General features: G+C 56.4%; 19 protein-coding genes. All 19 read right to left on the reverse strand.

Annotated elements, in window-relative coordinates:
- Window positions 1-6: 6 nt before the first annotated feature.
- On the reverse strand, window positions 7-1269 hold the full coding sequence (gene rseP, locus ACP26L_RS23985; protein WP_426447036.1) for an RIP metalloprotease RseP: 1263 nt from the start codon (window positions 1267-1269) through the stop codon (window positions 7-9).
- Window positions 1270-1546: 277 nt separating this feature from the next.
- Window positions 1547-2695, reverse strand: coding sequence for a 1-deoxy-D-xylulose-5-phosphate reductoisomerase (locus ACP26L_RS23990; RefSeq protein WP_426447038.1), 1149 nt, complete (start codon window positions 2693-2695; stop codon window positions 1547-1549).
- 49 nt (window positions 2696-2744) lie between these two features.
- On the reverse strand, window positions 2745-3533 hold the full coding sequence (locus ACP26L_RS23995) for a phosphatidate cytidylyltransferase (RefSeq protein WP_426447040.1): 789 nt from the start codon (window positions 3531-3533) through the stop codon (window positions 2745-2747).
- A 63-nt stretch (window positions 3534-3596) separates the two neighbouring features.
- Window positions 3597-4364 carry an isoprenyl transferase gene (locus ACP26L_RS24000; RefSeq protein ID WP_426447042.1) on the reverse strand — a complete coding sequence of 256 codons (768 nt, stop codon included), beginning with the start codon at window positions 4362-4364 and terminating at the stop codon, window positions 3597-3599.
- Between the two features lie 60 nt (window positions 4365-4424).
- Complete coding sequence (gene frr / locus ACP26L_RS24005; RefSeq protein ID WP_426447043.1) at window positions 4425-4979, reverse strand: ribosome recycling factor; 555 nt, start codon at window positions 4977-4979, stop codon at window positions 4425-4427.
- 3 nt (window positions 4980-4982) lie between these two features.
- A complete protein-coding gene (gene pyrH, locus ACP26L_RS24010) occupies window positions 4983-5705 on the reverse strand; it encodes a UMP kinase (protein WP_426447045.1) in 723 nt (240 codons plus the stop codon).
- Between the two features lie 118 nt (window positions 5706-5823).
- Entirely contained in the window at window positions 5824-6474 is a 651-nt protein-coding gene (tsf, locus tag ACP26L_RS24015) for a translation elongation factor Ts (protein ID WP_426447047.1), read from the reverse strand.
- A gap of 96 nt (window positions 6475-6570) precedes the next feature.
- A complete protein-coding gene (gene rpsB / locus ACP26L_RS24020) occupies window positions 6571-7269 on the reverse strand; it encodes a 30S ribosomal protein S2 (protein ID WP_426447049.1) in 699 nt (232 codons plus the stop codon).
- 234 nt (window positions 7270-7503) lie between these two features.
- On the reverse strand, window positions 7504-8013 hold the full coding sequence (locus ACP26L_RS24025; protein WP_426447051.1) for a hypothetical protein: 510 nt from the start codon (window positions 8011-8013) through the stop codon (window positions 7504-7506).
- On the reverse strand, window positions 8006-8674 hold the full coding sequence (locus ACP26L_RS24030) for a hypothetical protein (RefSeq protein WP_426447053.1): 669 nt from the start codon (window positions 8672-8674) through the stop codon (window positions 8006-8008). The genes ACP26L_RS24025 and ACP26L_RS24030 overlap by 8 nt, the downstream gene beginning before the upstream one ends.
- A gap of 68 nt (window positions 8675-8742) precedes the next feature.
- Window positions 8743-9069: a hypothetical protein gene (locus tag ACP26L_RS24035; protein WP_426447055.1), complete on the reverse strand. Its 327-nt coding sequence runs from the start codon at window positions 9067-9069 to the stop codon at window positions 8743-8745.
- Between the two features lie 48 nt (window positions 9070-9117).
- Complete coding sequence (locus ACP26L_RS24040) at window positions 9118-10527, reverse strand: DUF342 domain-containing protein (protein ID WP_426455070.1); 1410 nt, start codon at window positions 10525-10527, stop codon at window positions 9118-9120.
- 38 nt (window positions 10528-10565) lie between these two features.
- Complete coding sequence (locus ACP26L_RS24045; protein ID WP_426447057.1) at window positions 10566-11348, reverse strand: FliA/WhiG family RNA polymerase sigma factor; 783 nt, start codon at window positions 11346-11348, stop codon at window positions 10566-10568.
- Window positions 11349-11365: 17 nt separating this feature from the next.
- On the reverse strand, window positions 11366-11797 hold the full coding sequence (locus ACP26L_RS24050) for a hypothetical protein (protein ID WP_426447058.1): 432 nt from the start codon (window positions 11795-11797) through the stop codon (window positions 11366-11368).
- Window positions 11798-11799: 2 nt separating this feature from the next.
- Complete coding sequence (locus tag ACP26L_RS24055; RefSeq protein WP_013919469.1) at window positions 11800-12294, reverse strand: chemotaxis protein CheD; 495 nt, start codon at window positions 12292-12294, stop codon at window positions 11800-11802.
- Window positions 12291-12911: a chemotaxis protein CheC gene (locus ACP26L_RS24060; RefSeq protein ID WP_426447060.1), complete on the reverse strand. Its 621-nt coding sequence runs from the start codon at window positions 12909-12911 to the stop codon at window positions 12291-12293. Before ACP26L_RS24060 ends, ACP26L_RS24055 begins: the two co-directional genes overlap by 4 nt.
- Before the next feature lie 7 nt (window positions 12912-12918).
- Window positions 12919-13380 (reverse strand): chemotaxis protein CheW, encoded by a 462-nt coding sequence (locus ACP26L_RS24065; protein ID WP_013919471.1) that lies wholly within the window; start codon window positions 13378-13380, stop codon window positions 12919-12921.
- 50 nt (window positions 13381-13430) lie between these two features.
- Entirely contained in the window at window positions 13431-15494 is a 2064-nt protein-coding gene (locus ACP26L_RS24070; RefSeq protein ID WP_426447062.1) for a chemotaxis protein CheW, read from the reverse strand.
- A gap of 48 nt (window positions 15495-15542) precedes the next feature.
- A complete protein-coding gene (locus ACP26L_RS24075) occupies window positions 15543-16682 on the reverse strand; it encodes a protein-glutamate methylesterase/protein-glutamine glutaminase (RefSeq protein ID WP_426447064.1) in 1140 nt (379 codons plus the stop codon).
- Window positions 16683-16702 lie beyond the last annotated feature (20 nt).

Below are 16702 nucleotides of genomic sequence, written 5' to 3' on the forward strand. Positions count from 1 at the left end.
CAGTTCTTATCCATTTATCAGCCGCAAAATATCATTATAAGTTACGGCAATCATCAACAGCATCAGCATCGCGAAGCCGACAAAATGCACCATGCTCTCACGGCTTGGGTCAATCGGCTTGCCGCGCAGCGCTTCAAGACCGAGGAAGACCAGACGGCTTCCGTCGAGCGCCGGAATCGGCAGGAGATTGAACAGTCCAAGATAGAGGCTCATAATGGCCGTCCATGAGACATACTGCGGAATGCCGGCGCTGGCCTGCTCGCTCGTAAATTCCACAATGCGGACCGGACCGCCCAAATCATCCATTTTGACCTGCAGTGTGGCCAGCTTCCCGAAGCCGTCCAGAATGAGGGTCGAGGCGGAGAGCAGATTTTTGCCGCCCTCTACAATTCCTTCCACAAAGCGGGTCGGACGCGTCTCCAGCGTGTTCGTCACACCTACCCGGAGTACGCCGTCTTTATCCAACGTCGGAGTCACCTGCTTATGCAGCTGCACCCCGCCGCGCTCGATCACCCAGTCCATCGGCTTGTTCGCCGAATTCTGCACGAGCTCCCGGATGCGCTCCCGGTTCGAGCCCAGGTCTTCTCCGTTGACAGAGATGACCACGTCACCGGACTGCAGACCCGCTTTCTCGGCGGCAGAGCCGGCCACCGCGTCCTGGATCATCACCCGGCCTGTGGGCACACCGATCATAAAGACAACCGCTACGAAGAGCACGAAGGCAAGAATGAAGTTCATCAGCGGACCGGCAAAGATGGACAGCGCACGCTGGCCTACCGTCTTGCTTCCGAATTGGCGGTCCCAAGGAGCGATCTGTGTTTCGGCCTCTTTGTTAACAAGAATGGCCTGAGGGTGTACGGCAAACCGTTCCACTGCCCCATCCACATCAAGCCGCACGAAGAGCTTCCGCTCCAGATCGATCTCTTCCACAACTCCCTCGATTGCGCCGGAGCGGTGCTCCAGGTCGCTCACATAGAGGTGGGTCACTTGATTGGCGTTGACGTCCACCGCAATCCGCTGCCCAGGCGTTATCTGCACAAGCTCGGGATCTTCACCGGCCATCCGGACGAATCCCCCGATCGGGAGCAGACGAAGCGTATACCTTGTTTCCTTTCTCTTAAAGGAGATCAGTTTGGGGCCGAAGCCGATCGCAAACTCCCTGACCAGAATGCCCGCCCGCTGGGCGAAGTAAAAATGTCCCCATTCATGAATCGTCACAAGAACAAAAAACAAAAGCACAATTTGGAAAACGTTCTGCAGCGTAGCCAATGCGTATGCGGCCTCCTTAAACACCTATGTTCGTAATGAAAGCTCATGGGCTGTTTTATCATAAGATTAACATTATTGCCGAAGGGAATACAAGCAAACGCCCCCGCGTCAGCATTGGAGGCCCAGTCTATTTCAGGCCTCGCTCCGTTCAGCAGCCAAACCGCCTGCTCCGAAGCCGTATGCAGCCCGGGCCCCGCCTTTTTTCCCTACCCATGCATGTCTGCCTACGAACATATATGTTCACCGCAGCCAAAAAATGTCTTCCTCTGCAACCTGTTTATCGTTTGACTGCTGCACGGGCCGTTTCCCTGGCCCACCGGTCGATCTCTGTAATAGCATCCAGTTCCGGAGCTGCGATGGTCTCGTGCCGGCTCATGGCGTCTTCGATGATCCGTTCGATATCCAAAAAAGCAATCTCCCCCTGCAGGAAGCGCTCCACCGCCACCTCGTTGGCCGCGTTGAAGACCGTCGGCATCGAGCCGCCTGCACGTCCGCTGTCATAAGCCATCCGCAGACAGGGGAACCGTTCGAAGTCCATCTCGCGGAAATTCAGCCTGCCGATATCGGACAGGCGCAGCCGCTCCGAAGGCGTCTTCATTCGGCGCGGATACGTCAGCGCGTACTGGATCGGGACCCGCATATCCGGCATACCCAGCTGGGCGATAATGCTGTAATCCTCGAATTCCACGAAGGAGTGAATGATGCTCTCCGGGTGGATCAGGACGTCGATCCGGTCATAGGAGAGCCCGAACAGCCAGTGGGCCTCCATGACCTCCAGCCCCTTATTCACCATCGTGGCGGAGTCGATCGTCACCTTCGCCCCCATCGACCAGTTGGGATGGTTCAGCGCGTCCTGCACCGTAACCCCCACCAGCTGCTCCCGGGTGCGGTCGCGGAACGAGCCGCCGGACGCCGTCAGTGTGATCTTATGTATGTCATCCGCCGATTCACCGTTCAGACACTGGAATATCGCCGAATGCTCGCTGTCGATTGGCAGCAGGCTGACGCCCCTGCGGCGTGCCGCCTCCGTAACGAGATGACCGCCGCTTACCAGCGTCTCTTTGTTGGCGAGGCCAATGTGCTTGCCGGCTTCGATGGCCGCCAAGGTGGGACGCAGTCCCTGGCTGCCCACAACGGCTGTAACCACGAGCTCTGCGTCCGTTCCGGCCGCCACCTCGGTCAGCCCCTCGGGCCCGGAAAACACCTGTACGCCGGCCGGGATCTGCCGTGCAAGCTCTTGAGCCAGCTCCGGAGTGGCGACCGAGACGATCCGCGGCTTAAACCGTTCGATCTGCTGGAGCAGCAGCGGAAGGTTGTGTCCGCCGGCCAGCCCCTCCACGGAATAGAGGTCGGGGTAATGCGATACCACGTCGAGCGTCTGGGTACCGATGGAACCGGTGGAGCCCAGAATACTGATTTTCTTCAAAAGGGGTTCACCTCTGCTGTATGCTTAGAACTTGATATGGGCTCTCGCCCTACATGTGCGGAATAAGAGAGAGGAGCTGCAGGAACGGGAATACGATCAGCCACGAATCCGTCCGGTCCAGTACCCCGCCGTGACCCGGGAGCAGGTTTCCCGTATCCTTGATGCCCTTGACGCGTTTGTAGGCGGACTGAATCAAATCCCCCATCTGCCCCACGACCGCGATCACGAGACCGATCCAGGCGGCCTTGGGGAAGGAGAGCAGATCCGGCCGGTACCAGGCGAAGATCAAAGCCACGATAATGGACACTACCACGCCCCCGAGGGCGCCTTCAACCGACTTCTTCGGAGAGATGGTCGGCCAGAGCGGGGTTTTGCCTACTTGGGACCCGATAAAATACGCTCCGGAATCCGTAGACCAGATGCACAAAAAGACGAGCAGTGTCCAGAACAGACCGTCTTCCGGTCCATTGCGTGTCTGCACCATATAATGAAAGCCGATGCCCACGTAGACCATACCGACAAAGGCCATCGCCACGTGATCGATCGTGATCCGGTTTTTGGATATCACCGTAGCCGCCATAAAGATAAACATGGCGATCCATATCAGATGCGTCAGCGAAATCCCGGTATGCCCCCAGGGGACAATCAGCGCAAAGACACCAAGATATCCGATGAACGGCAGCACCCTGCCCTGCTTAAGGCCATTCATTCTTAAAAATTCGTCATACCCGATCAGGGCGAGAATCAGGATCAGTCCCGTATACCAGGAACCCCCCAGATACAGGAGAAGCAAAAATCCGAGTCCCGCCGCTATACCCGTGACTATCCGCTGCTTCAAGGACCATTCCTCCATTGTCTTTGCAGCATCGCGGCCCCATGAGCTGTCTTAACGGACCGCGGGCTACAAGCCGCCGTATCTTCTTGCGCGGCGTTGATATTCCTGGACCGCCTCATAGAAGCGCTCCTCCGTAAACTCAGGCCAGCACAGATCGGTGAACCACAGCTCCGAATAAGCGAGCTGCCACAGCATGAAGTTGCTGATTCTCAGTTCCCCGCTGGTGCGGATGAGCAGATCGGGCTCCGGCAGCGGATCGGTCAGCAGATACTTTCCGAACCTCGCCTCGTCGATCTCCTCCGGCTTCAGCTTTCCGTCCAAGGCATCCTGCGCGATCTGCTGGATCCCCCGGAGCATTTCCTTGCGGCTCCCGTAATTCAGTGCAAAATTTAAAATTAGGCCGGTATTGCCTGCCGTCCGGTCAATGGCATCCTGTACGGCTTTGAGCGTGTACTCCGGGAGCCCTTCCTGCCATCCGGTCATCCGGATCCGGACATTATTGGCGACCAGCTCGTCGATTTCTTTGGGAAAAAACTCCAGAGGCAGCTTCATGAGGTAATCCACTTCTTCTTTGGGCCGCTTCCAGTTCTCTGTGGAGAAGGCGTACAGAGTCAGCACGTTAACCCCGATGCTGCTCGCCGCCATCGTGATTTTCTTTACGTTTTTCATACCGGAATGGTGCCCCGCTACCCGCGGCAGTCCGCGCTTTTGGGCCCACCGTCCGTTGCCGTCCATAATGACGGCCACATGGTTTGGAATGTTGTCTGCAGCCAAACTGCGGGCAGCTTCTTCGCCCTCCGTATTGCTCCCAAACCATTTCTTGAATGGTATCATTCCTATGTTCCCCCATCAGGAAAGACTAAAGCCCCCTAACAAATAGGGGGTCTTCACCAATTATACTTCCATAATTTCCTTTTCCTTCGCGGCCAGAACCTTATCCACTTCGGCAATGTGCTTATCGGTCATCTTCTGGATCTCTTCTTGGTGTCCACGGGACTCATCTTCCGAGATGCCGTTCTTCTCGAGCTTCTTGATGTCGTCGTTGGCATCGCGGCGGATGTTGCGGATCGCCACTTTGGCTTCCTCGCCGGCCTTCTTCGTCATCTTCACCAGCTCCGCACGGCGTTCTTCCGTCAGGGCCGGGATGACGATCCGGATCGAGCTTCCGTCATTCGATGGCGTCAGCCCAAGGTCCGACTTCATGATCGCCTTCTCAATCGCAGCCACCGAGCCCTTATCCCAAGGCTGGATCATCAGCGTCCGGGAATCGGGCGTGTTGATGTTGGCGAGCTGGTTGACCGGCGTCATGGCACCGTAGTATTCGACTTGAATCCGGTCGAGCAGCGCCGGAGTCGCCCGTCCCGCACGAAGGGAAGCGAGCTCCTTCTTCAAGGCGCCAATCGCCTTTTCCATACGATCTTCGGCATTCTTCTTGATCGACTGAGGCATTGCTTATACACTCCTTACAATCGTACCGATCTTCTCACCCTGCACCACACGCTTAATATTGCCGCTTTCGGTGATGGAGAATACGATCAGCGGGATATTGTTGTCCATGCACAAAGAGGATGCGGTTGAATCCATAACGCCGAGGTTCTTGTTGAGGACTTCGAGGTAGGTAAGCGTCTCATACTTGATGGCGGTGCTGTCTTTGAACGGATCGGCACTGTAGACGCCGTCGACTTTATTCTTCGCCATGAGGATGACTTCCGCTTCGATCTCAGCCGCACGCAGCGCGGCGGTCGTATCGGTCGAGAAGAACGGATTGCCTGTGCCTGCGGCAAAAATAACGACCCGGCCTTTCTCCAAGTGACGGATGGCCCGTCTGCGTATGTATGGCTCCGCAACCTGCTGCATCGTGATCGACGACTGCACCCGGGTCGGAACCCCGATCGTTTCAAGGGCATCCTGTAAAGCCAGCGAGTTCATTACGGTAGCCAGCATCCCCATATAATCCGCAGTTGCGCGGTCAATCCCTTTCGAGCTTCCGGCAATTCCGCGCCAGATGTTGCCGCCGCCTACGACGATGGCGACCTCCACCTTCAGGTCCACTACCTCTTTCACCTGCTGCGCGATGGAAGTGATCACTTCCGAATCAATGCCGTACCCCTGCTGTCCAGCGAGCGCTTCGCCGCTTAATTTCAATACGACTCTTTTATAAGTGGGATGTTCCAAGCTCCATAACCTCCGTTTCGGTCTCCTACCCGCATCTCTAACACTTGCTTCTATATTCTATAGTTAGAAAAGAAGGAACACCAATTGCGTGTTCCGTCTTTTCTTCCTGCTATAGCTCTTACAGCTTCACTTGGGACATAACTTCCTCAGCGAAGTTCTCTTGCTTCTTCTCGAGGCCTTCGCCGAGTTCGAAACGGGCGAAGCGGCGGATCGAGATGTTCTCGCCGATCGTGGAGATCTTCTCGTTGAGCAGAGCGGAGATCGTTTTGTCCGGGTCTTTGATGAAAGACTGTTCCATCAGACAGAACTCTTCGTAGTACTTGCTCATGCGGCCTTCAACCATCTTGTCCACGATGTGAGCCGGCTTGCCTTCGTTGAGGGCTTGAGCTTTCAGGATTTCACGCTCTTTGTCCAGCGCTTCCTGAGGCACTTCTTCGCGGCGAACATAAGTCGGATTCGCTGCTGCGATCTGCATAGCGATGTCACGTACGAAAGCGCGGAACTGGTCGGTCTTCGCAACGAAGTCCGTTTCGCAGTTGACTTCGACGAGAACGCCTACGCGGCCGCCGCCGTGGATGTAGGATTCAACAACACCCTCGGTAGCAATACGGCCCGCTTTGTTTGCTGCCGCAGCGAGACCTTTCTCGCGAAGAATTTCGGAAGCTTTCGTAAGATCGCCGCCTGCTTCTTCCAGTGCTTTTTTGCAATCGAGCATGCCTGCTCCTGTTTTCTCGCGCAATTCTTTAACTGATGCTGCATTTACCGCCATGATGTGGCCTCCTCTTAAAAAGTATATGTACTCCCAAAAAAAGGGCGGTGAAAGGATTTTGCACCTTTAAACCACCCTCTTCTTATTCATGACATGTTAAGCTGTCGTCTGTTCGCCTTGGTGTGCTTCGATAACAGCGTCGGCAATTTTAGCTGTGAGCAGCTTCACTGCACGGATCGCGTCGTCGTTGCCCGGAATGACGTAGTCGATCTCGTCCGGATCGCAGTTCGTGTCAACGATACCTACGATTGGGATACCAAGCTTGCGAGCTTCCGCAACAGCGATACGCTCTTTGCGCGGGTCGATGACGAACAGCGCGCTCGGCAGACCTTTCATATGGGAGATACCGCCAAGGAACTTCTCGAGGCGATCTTTCTCTTTGCGGAGAATGATAACTTCTTTCTTAGGCAGCACTTCGAACGTGCCGTCCTGCTCCCACTTCTCGAGCGTGTGCAGACGGTCGATCCGCTTTTGGATCGTTTGGAAGTTGGTCAGCGTACCGCCGAGCCAACGTTGGTTGATGTAGTACATGCCGCAGCGCTCAGCTTCTTCCTTTACGGAATCTTGAGCTTGCTTTTTCGTACCTACGAACAGGATTGTCCCGTTCTCACCGGCTACGGATTTGACGAAGTTATAAGCTTCCTCAACCTTTTTAACCGTCTTTTGCAGGTCAATAATGTAAATGCCGTTTCTTTCAGTGAAGATGTATCTGTCCATCTTTGGGTTCCAGCGACGGGTCTGGTGACCGAAGTGTACCCCAGCTTCAAGAAGCTGTTTCATGGAGATAACTGCCATCCTCACACACCTCCTCTAAGTTTGGTTTTTGTGTGAATTCCTCCGCTGATCTCATCTTCACAATGAAACTCCCGCTGTGGAAGCACCCTCATCGGAATTAATCATGCGTGTGGATTTTTAACACCGAGAACTACTATAACACAAGAGCCCAGCGTATGCAACTCCCGGGGGAAATAGAACGGCGGGCCTACGAAACAAAAAAAAGAACGGCCTTCCGAAGCCGGAAGTCCGCTCTTATTGGCCGGTGACTGCAGCGAGGACCTGTTCCAGGGTCTGCGGTCCTTTGAACGCCAATACCCCGATCTTCACCTTCTCGTTGAGTCCCCTGTTGTTCATCTCCGTAAGAAACGCGTTCTTGTCTGCGATCACTCCGCTGGTCACGAGCATATCGCCTACCTGCGATACGACAATGCCGGGAGCGACATAAATATAAATCTCTTTCAACGCATCGGCAGGCGCGGGCGCCGGAGCCGGAGCGGGCTGGGCGGCCGCCAGCTTCTGCCGCTCTTCCTCCACCTTCTGCTGGACCGTTTGGTCCAGCTGGGTCTGGTCGTACACCGCTTCTTCCTTCTCATACACTTTGAAGTACTGAAGGGCGAGCTCCTTGACCTGCGCCTTGTCGAGCGGATCGGCTGCCGGCATGCTCGTTTGCGGGTTGGCCACCGTATTCATCAGCTCGAGCAGCAGCGCTCCCGCCATAAGTCCGATCCCGAGCCCGTACAGCAGGGACTTGTTCTTAAGCATGGGTCTTCTCCTCCTGTTTGGCGAGCTGCAGGATCAGATGGATCTCCCCTTTGTTCAGTCCCAGTTTCTTGGCGATGGCATCGGTGGATTTGCCCTGTTCATACATGCGGAAGAGTTCTTCGTACCGCTCCCTGATGTTCTTCGGCCCGGGAACCGGCACGGGCTCCTCTTCGTCCGGCTGAAGCGCCTGCAGCTCCAGCGGATGGAGTGCCGCGGACGGATCCTGCTGCAGAAGAAGCTCCGCCCCGGAAGGCTGCGTCTCCGCCGGCGCGTGCGAAGCGGCGGTATGCACTTGCGGCGCGGGACTCGGTGCCTGCGAAGCCGCGATCATGACGGGCCCCTGCCCCTTGTGCTGCTCCTGGACGAAGGAGAGCCTGCTGAGCTCCTGCTGGAGCGAGGCATTCTGCTTCTCAAGCGCCTCGACCCGGGAGACCAGCCGGACGTAGTGCAGTTCGTTCTCCTTCTTGGTCTCGGCGAACATCGCGATGAGGGCCTGGTTCTGCTCATCGAGCTCGGCGGCAAAATGATCCATCGCCTCTTCCATCTCGGTGACCATGCCGCCGCCCTCCCGCGCTTCGCCGCCCGGGGATTTCGGTATAATTTTGGCGTACACCACCAGCACCAAACCGAGGAGCACGATATACATCCATGGTTGATTCATTACCTATCACCTAATTTCACGCGGAATGCGCTGCGCTGACAGCGGTCTCATATCTCGGACAACGCTTCTTATAAGGATAGGTCAATATGATGACCTTTAAACGGGTGATCTCCCCTGCGGTGCTCGACTGGCTCCTGCGCCTTCGCCTCAGCGGTGCGCTTGCGTCTAGGAATAGCTGCCGCGCCGCGCTCCTTCGGCAGTTCACCGTGAATCCCGCTTCCATGAGCCTTTTCGGCCGCGGCGGTGATTTGTCTTTCCTTGAGGGTCCGCTTTTCCGACTGGCCGCCTAGCATTTCCTGATCCGTCACCGGCTTGCGGGAGAGCTCCTGCTGTTTGACGCCAACCTCGTCATTCTTATGTAAGGCCATATGAAGCTCGACCGGCTTGATGCTCAACCTAATCCTCTCCTAGCTGATGGAGGTGCTCCGGACGGCGCCGGCCCCTTAAACAATTGGGATCATGGCGATATCGCCGTCCTGAAGCATAAACCGTACCCGCTGCGCCGTATCCTTGACGAATTTGGTATATCGGCCGATCACAATCTTGGTTCCGCTGTACGCAAAAGACAGCGCCTCTACGCGGGCACGCTCCGAATCCTCGAGCGATTTTTCGATCTCCATGATCCGTCGCTTACAAGATTGAAGGTCGTCGACGCCCTGCTTCTTCGTGTGGTTCAGCTTGATGCGCATACTCATCTTGTCGGGGCTGAGCTGTCCGGCAGCGGCCAGCTGGTCCAGAAGCGACAGGGCTTTGTCCGTCTTATCGAGGTTCTCCGTGTACACCTTGAGCAGCGAACGCAGCTGCTGAAGCTCGTTGCGGAGCTCCGGAAGCACGCCGACTTCAAGGCTCGTGGGCGTCGACATCGAGTTGCCGATCGTCCGGGCCGCCACGCGTTCGCCGGCCTGAATCATCCCGCCGACGATAAGGCCCTTGGAGCCCATACAGACGACCTGGCGTCCTGCACGGACCTGGGAGTGCATGATGCTCTGGGTAATGAGCACCTCTTCTCCGGCTTCGATCGTCGCATCCTGAACGAACGAGCTTTTGACACGCGCCCCCGCACGAATCAGGCCTTTGTTGTGTCCGAGAATACCGGCGTTGATCTCGATCGAGCCGTCCGCCTCAAGGTCAGCGGCTTCGACGCTGCCCGTGATCCGGATATCGCCGGCCGCACGGATCCGAAAGCCCGGCAGTACGTTGCCCCGGATGACAACGGTTCCCACGAAATCGATATTCCCGATGTTATAGTCGATGTCTCCGTTGACTTCATAGACGGGAAACACATTGATCTTGTCCCGGTCGGTCTTCGAGACCATCCCGTCGATCGCCGCGTACATGGCAAGCTGGTCCGGGTCAATGACGACATTCTTGCCTACCTTGAACCGCGCTTCCTTGCCGTCTTTGCCGAACAGAGGCTCCCCGGTGACGGCGCGTCCCTCTATACTCTTAACCGCAGGAAGACGTTCTGCAATCAACTGGCCGCGACGGACATTGTGAATGGCCGTCACTTCCTTGTAGTCCACCGTTCCGTCCTCAAGCTCCAGCGGACGCTTCGAACGGTCATCCAGATCGAACTGCATCCGGATGCTGCCGTCTTCGCCGTTCTTCGGGGCGTCGCCCGTCGCAATCACCGTTTTGGATAAAAAGAAGCTCTGCGGATGCTTCACAATCTCGGCGATCTTCCCCTGGTCAATGCCATGGACGATATGGCTGGCCTCAAGAAGCTCCGCAAACTGTTCATTCGTTACTGAGAACGACTCGTCCGCATTAGAGAACTGCACATAAGCCGTCAGTTTGTCGTCGGACACGGTTATATCCATATAATAAGTCAGAGGCATCGTCTGATCGTTCATCATCATTCCCCGCTTCCCATCCTGCTTATCTCCGCCTGTTAATCCTGGAACAATTGATCCTTGTGACGTCCAAGTGCTCCTCTGAGCCTCAAGATTGCCTTCGAGTGCAGCTGCGAAATTCTGGATGGGGACAGACTCATGACTTCGGCAATTTCGCTCAAAGACAGTTCTTCAAAGTAGAAGAGCGACACGACAATGCGTTCTTTCTCCGTCAGCTTCTCGATGGCTTTCGCCAGCGTTTCCTTCAAGTGGAGCTCATTGACCTTCGACTCCGGATTCTTCGCCTTCTCGTCCACGAGCAGCGACAGGCGCGTCTCGGAATCCTCTTCCCGGATCGGATCGTCGATCGAACAAACCGCCGTGACCGCGATATCCTGCACCATCTGCTGGAACTCCGACTCGCTGACGTTGAGATATTCGCTCATTTCGGAGTCGGTTACCGAACGCATGTACTTCTGCTCAAGCTTCTGGTAGGCGTCCTCCACCTTCTTGGCCTTCTCACGGATCGAGCGGGGCACCCAGTCCCCCTGACGAAGACCGTCGATAATGGCACCGCGGATGCGCCAGGAAGCATACGTCTCGAACTGCAGACCGCGCTCATAGTCAAACTTCTCGATAGCATCGATCAGACCCATGACGCCAAAGCTTGCGAGATCTTCCTTCGCGACATTCTTGGGCAGTCCGATGGACAGCCGGCTCGAGACATAATCGACAAGCGGAAGGTACGATTCGATCAGTGTCTGCTTCGCCGCAGGGATCTTCTGTTCTCTCCACTGTTTCCAAATCTCAATGTTGGCCAGATGGGATTTTTGAGTGATCATGATTGGTTGTCACCATCCTATTCTTCAGACATTTGGCGTACCGCTTGGGCTAACTCTTCCGGTGTCGGCTGTACTTTCGTCGAGAGCTTCGGCGGCTTCAAAGGAGCGAATCCCTGCTCCGGCGGGGCGGAGGCGTTCATGGTTCCCTTCAGCATCTGGTGCAGTTCCTGATCCTCGTCAGGCGTCATGGCATCGAAAGCCTGTCCCTTCGAGGGTTCTTCAGGAGCAGCGTCTGCCATCACGGAAGGCTGGGCTGCCGGCAGGCCGTTCAGTCCTGCGAACGTACCAAGCAGCCACCGGCAGGCGAAGACGAGCAGAAACAGAATGATAAAACTGTAACAGCTGCGCACGAAGGTGGTCAACCATATGTTATTGGGAATGGAGAGCACAAAGGTGATAATAAAGGCCGCTACTCCGGTATATAAGTTCCAGCGCAATGATCCGATCATATCTACAGTTCCTTCACTCCGTGTTGTACGCTGCGAATGCTAAGCAGGCCGGTTTCACAGTTGAATTCGATGGTCCTTCCGAAGTTGCCTCCGGTGTCTTCGGCCTTCAGGGGAATGCGGTACTGGTTCAATATCGCCTTGCAGGATTCCACGTTGCGCGGGCCGATCCTCATCGTTTCGGACTGCGTACCGAACGAGAACATCTGTGCCCCTCCGGCCATTTTGGCTTCCATGCGCCTTACCTGTGCACCCAGCTTTTCCATCTGGCGGATCATCTCCGGCAGCGCCGTGTCCGCATATTTGGCAATGTTGAGCGTGCCTTCCCTAGCAATGTCGGAGGAGGGCAGCATCACATGAGCCATACCGGCCACCTTCGCCGTGCTGTCAAAGAGTGTCAGGCCGACGCAGGATCCGAGACCCGTTGTTTTGAGCACTCCTGTCAGGTGTGCCACATTCAGGTCAGCCATCCCCACTTTAATGAGGTTGTCCTGGATCATGGGGCCCCCACGCCCAGTGCTCTGAAGATTTTGGGGAACGATTCCGGATCGGGGATCAGGAAGAAATGGCCTTCCACTTCTTCTTTTCCATCCAGGAACTTCGTATCGATAAGCAGTGCCTGGTCCCCCATCTCCCCAAACTGGAGAAGGCCGTAACCCAGAATCGCGCCCGCCATGTCAATGGCAAGCGACGGCACCGTGGGCTGCATGTTCAGCTTCGTGAAATCGGCCAGTGAAGATAGGTACGACCCTGCCATGATGTTGCCGATCTCGTTTAGCGCAGACATTTCCATCTCGGTATATCCTTCGTCGCTCACCACTTCGATGCCGGCCAGACTCTTCAGGAGCTTCTTCGCCGATTCCAGCGTCAGAATGAAGAACAGGTTGCCCGGCGTCTCTCCTTCCACCCGGAGGAAGATGGCGATCACGATCGCCTCCGCTCCCCCGACACTGTCGGCCACTTCCTCGAAAGGGACCATCCGGACCTTGGGCACCAGCATATCGACCGGTTTGTCCATCAGCTTGGACAAGGCCGTCGCCGCATGTCCGGCTCCGATATTACCGACTTCCCTCAGCACATCCATCTGAAAGTCGGCGAACGATTTGAAGGCTTCCAAGTTCCATCTACTCCTCTATATTATCCAATTGGACGATCTCATTTTTGCTCAGCACTTCCTTCAGATTGAGGAGAATCAGCAGGCGGTGCTCGCCGACCTTGGCGATGCCCTGCAGATACTTGGCTTTGATGCCGCCCACAATCTCCGGCGGATCATCGATAAGCTCCGGATCGACGTCGATGACGTCGTTCGCCGAGTCAACGATCATGCCGACTTCCAGGTCTTCCACACCGACGATGATGATACGGGAGTTGTCCGTATACTGCGTTTCGGGAAAGCCGAACCGGCCGCGAAGATCGATAACCGGTGTAACTACGCCCCGCAGGTTGATGACGCCTTTGACAAAACCCGGAGTCTTGGGTACGCGAGTCAGCGGCTGCATGCGCTCGATGGTTCTGACCTTCTCCACTTCCACTCCGTACTCTTCATCCGCCAGTGCGAATACGATGACTTTCAATTCCTGACTCATGCTTTCGGCCTCCTTAAGGTTGAGCTCTCATGCACTCCGCAAGTATTACTTTATTTGAAAAGCGCATTAGTGTCTATGATTAATGCTACTTGTCCGTCACCTAAAATCGTAGCGCCGGATACCGCAAACAGATTCGTCAGATACTTGCCGAGCGTCTTCAGGACGATCTCCTGCTGTCCGATGAATTCGTTAACCGCAAGCGCCGCGAGCTTCTCGCCCTTGCGGATGACCACCATCTGGATTTCATCATCTGACAGATCGCTGCCGCCCGGCACATCGAACAGTTCGGCCAGCGGAATCAGCGGGATGACGCTCGTGCGGTATTCGACCATCGGGTTGCCGTGCACGCTGCGCAGCTGATCTCTGCGGATCGCCATCGTCTCGACGATGGAAGTCAGCGGAATCGCGTACTTCTCGCCATGAATCCGGATGAGCATCGCGGAGATAATGGAAAGCGTCAGCGGCAGCTGGACCGACCATTTGGAGCCTTTGCCCAGCTTGGCATCGACATGGACGTGCCCGCCGAGGCTTTCGATCTTGGTCTTCACCACATCGAGCCCTACGCCGCGGCCGGAAATATCCGAGATCTTGTCCGCTGTAGAGAACCCCGGTGCAAACAGAAGCTGGTACACTTCCTCGTCGGAGAGACGCGCGGACTGCTCCTGCGTCACGACACCGTTCTGGATCGCCTTGGACAGCACCTTCTCGCGGTTAATCCCCCGGCCGTCGTCCTCAATCTCGATGAAGACATGGTTGCCGCTGTGGTACGCGCGCAGGTTGATCGTTCCGGTCTCGGGCTTGCCCAGCGCCACGCGCTCGGCGTACGGCTCTATGCCGTGGTCCACTGCGTTGCGGAGCAGGTGCACCAGCGGGTCGCCGATCTCGTCGACTACGGTACGGTCCAGCTCCGTTTCGGCACCGGTAATAATGAGGTCGACCTTCTTGTCAAGGGTCTTGGCTACGTCACGGATCATCCGCGGGAACCGGTTGAATACGGTATCGACGGGAACCATCCGCAGCTTCAGCACGATGTTCTGAAGGTCTGTGGAGACACGCGCCATATGCTCGACCGTCTCGGTCAGTTCGTTCTTGTGGATTTCACTGGCAAGCTGCTCCAGCCTTACCCGGTCGATGAGCAGCTCGCTGAACAGGTTCATCAGCATATCGAGACGCTCGATATCAACGCGGATGGTCCGGTTCGCCACCGGTGCTCCGGCCGGTTTTTTCGCTTCTGCCGGCGGGGCTGCGGCGGCTTTCGGCGCTTCCTCGGCGGCAGAAGCTGCGGCCGGCGTCTCCGGCACTTCCGCTTCCGCCGGTTTCATAAATCCGGCCAGCGTGCTCTTATCGAGAGAGATCAGGTCCACTTTGTCGATCTCGGATACGCCCGCCACCTGCTTATGCAGCAGCTCCTCGTCCAGCTGAGAAACATAGTACACGGTAAACGAGTTCTCAAAGCGTTCCTGCTCGATGTCTTCCACGGAAGGCGTGGACTTGATCACTTCTCCGTTCTCTTCGAGCACATTGAAAACCATGTAGGCACGGGCCGCTTTCAGGACGCAGTCCTGGCGGACGGAAACTTCCATCCGGTAAGCCGGCATGCCGCTTTCAATCGATTGGTTGAGGATACTGAACTGGAATTCATCCAGCTCGCTGCCCTTGGCGGCTTGCCCGCCTCCTCCGGCTTCGGCAGGCTTCGCTGCCGTGGCTTCCGCGGCCGCCCCGCCTTTCTTGTAATCCCCGGACACGATGGACTTTAGAGCCACGACAATATCCGTGACGTCCGCTTTGCCCGTTCCTCCCTGAATGACATCCTCAACCATGGATTCCAGGGAATCCAGACTCTTGAAGATGCAGTCAAAAATGAAGGAATCCATCTTCAGCTTGTTGTTGCGTACAAGATCCAGCACATTCTCCATCTCATGGGTAAGCGAAGCCAAATCCTCGAACCCCATCGTCGCCGACATGCCTTTCAGCGTATGGGCCGAACGGAAAATGTGCTGCACGATACTGATATCTTCAGGGCTAGCCTCCAAGCTGAGCAGATGCTCGTTCATCGCCTGAAGATGATCCCTTGACTCATCGATAAACATCGAGAGATATTGATTCATTTCCATAACCACACCTCCAAGAAGAATAGGTATTTATGTAATCCATCCGCGGGATCAGCGTCCCACGGATTGGATCAACATGCCCGCAATCTGCTGTTGGGGCACTACATGCATGGCGCATCCGAGCTCCACGGCCGCGCGCGGCATGCCATAGACCACACAGGTCTCTTCCGACTCAGCGATCGTCGTAACCGCCCCGGCCTGCTTCAGCGCCTGCATTCCTTTGGCGCCGTCGGCTCCCATCCCGGTCATGATCACGATATGGCGCTTGAGCTCTTTGAGCGGCAGAAGTGACTCGAACATCGTGTCGACCGAAGGGCGGTGGCCTCCGCGGGGCTCGTCTTTGGAGAGATGGATGCGGTAGGACTGGGTACCGTTGCGGGCTACGGTCATATGATAACCGCCCGGAGCCACGTAAGCGGTCCCCCGTTCAATCACCATCCCGTTCTCGGCCTCCACGACCGACAGCTTCGAGATCGAGTCCAGCCGCTGAGCCAGCGACTTGGTAAAGTTCGGCGGCATATGCTGTACAATCAGTACCGGAGCCGGATAGTTGTCCGGCATATCCGAGAGCACCTGATGCAGGGCACGCGGCCCGCCGGTCGAGGTGCCGATCGCTACCAGGTGATCGAAGCCCTGCACCCCCGCCGCGCCGGTTCGGGTGCGCTCGGGCGGCTTAGCTGCCGGAGTCTCCATCCGCGAAGACGGCGCCGCGGCGGCCGGCTTGACCGGAGCAGGCGATGCCGCTGGGGCGGTCCGCGTAGTCCAGGACACGCCGGTTACCGGCCTCACCCTGGCTTTGACAGCCGTATGCAGCTTCTCGAGAAGCAGCTTCTTCACTTTGTGCAGATCCAGGGAAATAGAACCCGAAGGCTTCCCGACGAAGTCGAAAGCCCCCCATTCCAGTGCCCGTATGGTCTCCGCAGCCCCTTCCTGGGTCAGGGAACTCAGCATGATCACGGGAACAGGATGGTCCTTCATGATGATCTTGAGCGCCTCCAGCCCGTTCATCTCCGGCATCTCTATATCGAGTGTGACGGCATGCGGCTTAAGCTTCTTGACCATCTCTACGCCTTCCCTGCCGTTCTTGGCACTTCCTACGACACGGAACGCCGGATCCTCGGAGATCAGGTCGGTAATGATCTTGCGCATGAATACCGAGTCGTCCACAACCAATATGTCATACGGCGGCATAATCCCACTCCTCTGCGATG

This window comes from Paenibacillus sp. S-38 (genome assembly GCF_049942825.1).
Taxonomy (GTDB): domain Bacteria; phylum Bacillota; class Bacilli; order Paenibacillales; family NBRC-103111; genus Paenibacillus_G.

What these genes read in the sequence shown, in the direction of transcription:
- ACP26L_RS24000 (WP_426447042.1), bottom strand. Translation starts at nt 4,364, where the DNA reads ATGATACCATTCAAGAAATGGTTTGGGAGCAATACGGAGGGCGAAGAA.
- frr (WP_426447043.1), bottom strand. Translation starts at nt 4,979, where the DNA reads ATGCCTCAGTCGATCAAGAAGAATGCCGAAGATCGTATGGAAAAGGCG.
- tsf (WP_426447047.1), bottom strand. Translation starts at nt 6,474, where the DNA reads ATGGCGGTAAATGCAGCATCAGTTAAAGAATTGCGCGAGAAAACAGGA.
- rpsB (WP_426447049.1), bottom strand. Translation starts at nt 7,269, where the DNA reads ATGGCAGTTATCTCCATGAAACAGCTTCTTGAAGCTGGGGTACACTTC.
- ACP26L_RS24025 (WP_426447051.1), bottom strand. Translation starts at nt 8,013, where the DNA reads ATGCTTAAGAACAAGTCCCTGCTGTACGGGCTCGGGATCGGACTTATG.
- ACP26L_RS24030 (WP_426447053.1), bottom strand. Translation starts at nt 8,674, where the DNA reads ATGAATCAACCATGGATGTATATCGTGCTCCTCGGTTTGGTGCTGGTG.
- ACP26L_RS24040 (WP_426455070.1), bottom strand. Translation starts at nt 10,527, where the DNA reads ATGAACGATCAGACGATGCCTCTGACTTATTATATGGATATAACCGTG.
- ACP26L_RS24045 (WP_426447057.1), bottom strand. Translation starts at nt 11,348, where the DNA reads ATGATCACTCAAAAATCCCATCTGGCCAACATTGAGATTTGGAAACAG.
- ACP26L_RS24050 (WP_426447058.1), bottom strand. Translation starts at nt 11,797, where the DNA reads ATGATCGGATCATTGCGCTGGAACTTATATACCGGAGTAGCGGCCTTT.
- ACP26L_RS24055 (WP_013919469.1), bottom strand. Translation starts at nt 12,294, where the DNA reads ATGATCCAGGACAACCTCATTAAAGTGGGGATGGCTGACCTGAATGTG.
- ACP26L_RS24065 (WP_013919471.1), bottom strand. Translation starts at nt 13,380, where the DNA reads ATGAGTCAGGAATTGAAAGTCATCGTATTCGCACTGGCGGATGAAGAG.
- ACP26L_RS24070 (WP_426447062.1), bottom strand. Translation starts at nt 15,494, where the DNA reads ATGGAAATGAATCAATATCTCTCGATGTTTATCGATGAGTCAAGGGAT.
- ACP26L_RS24075 (WP_426447064.1), bottom strand. Translation starts at nt 16,682, where the DNA reads ATGCCGCCGTATGACATATTGGTTGTGGACGACTCGGTATTCATGCGC.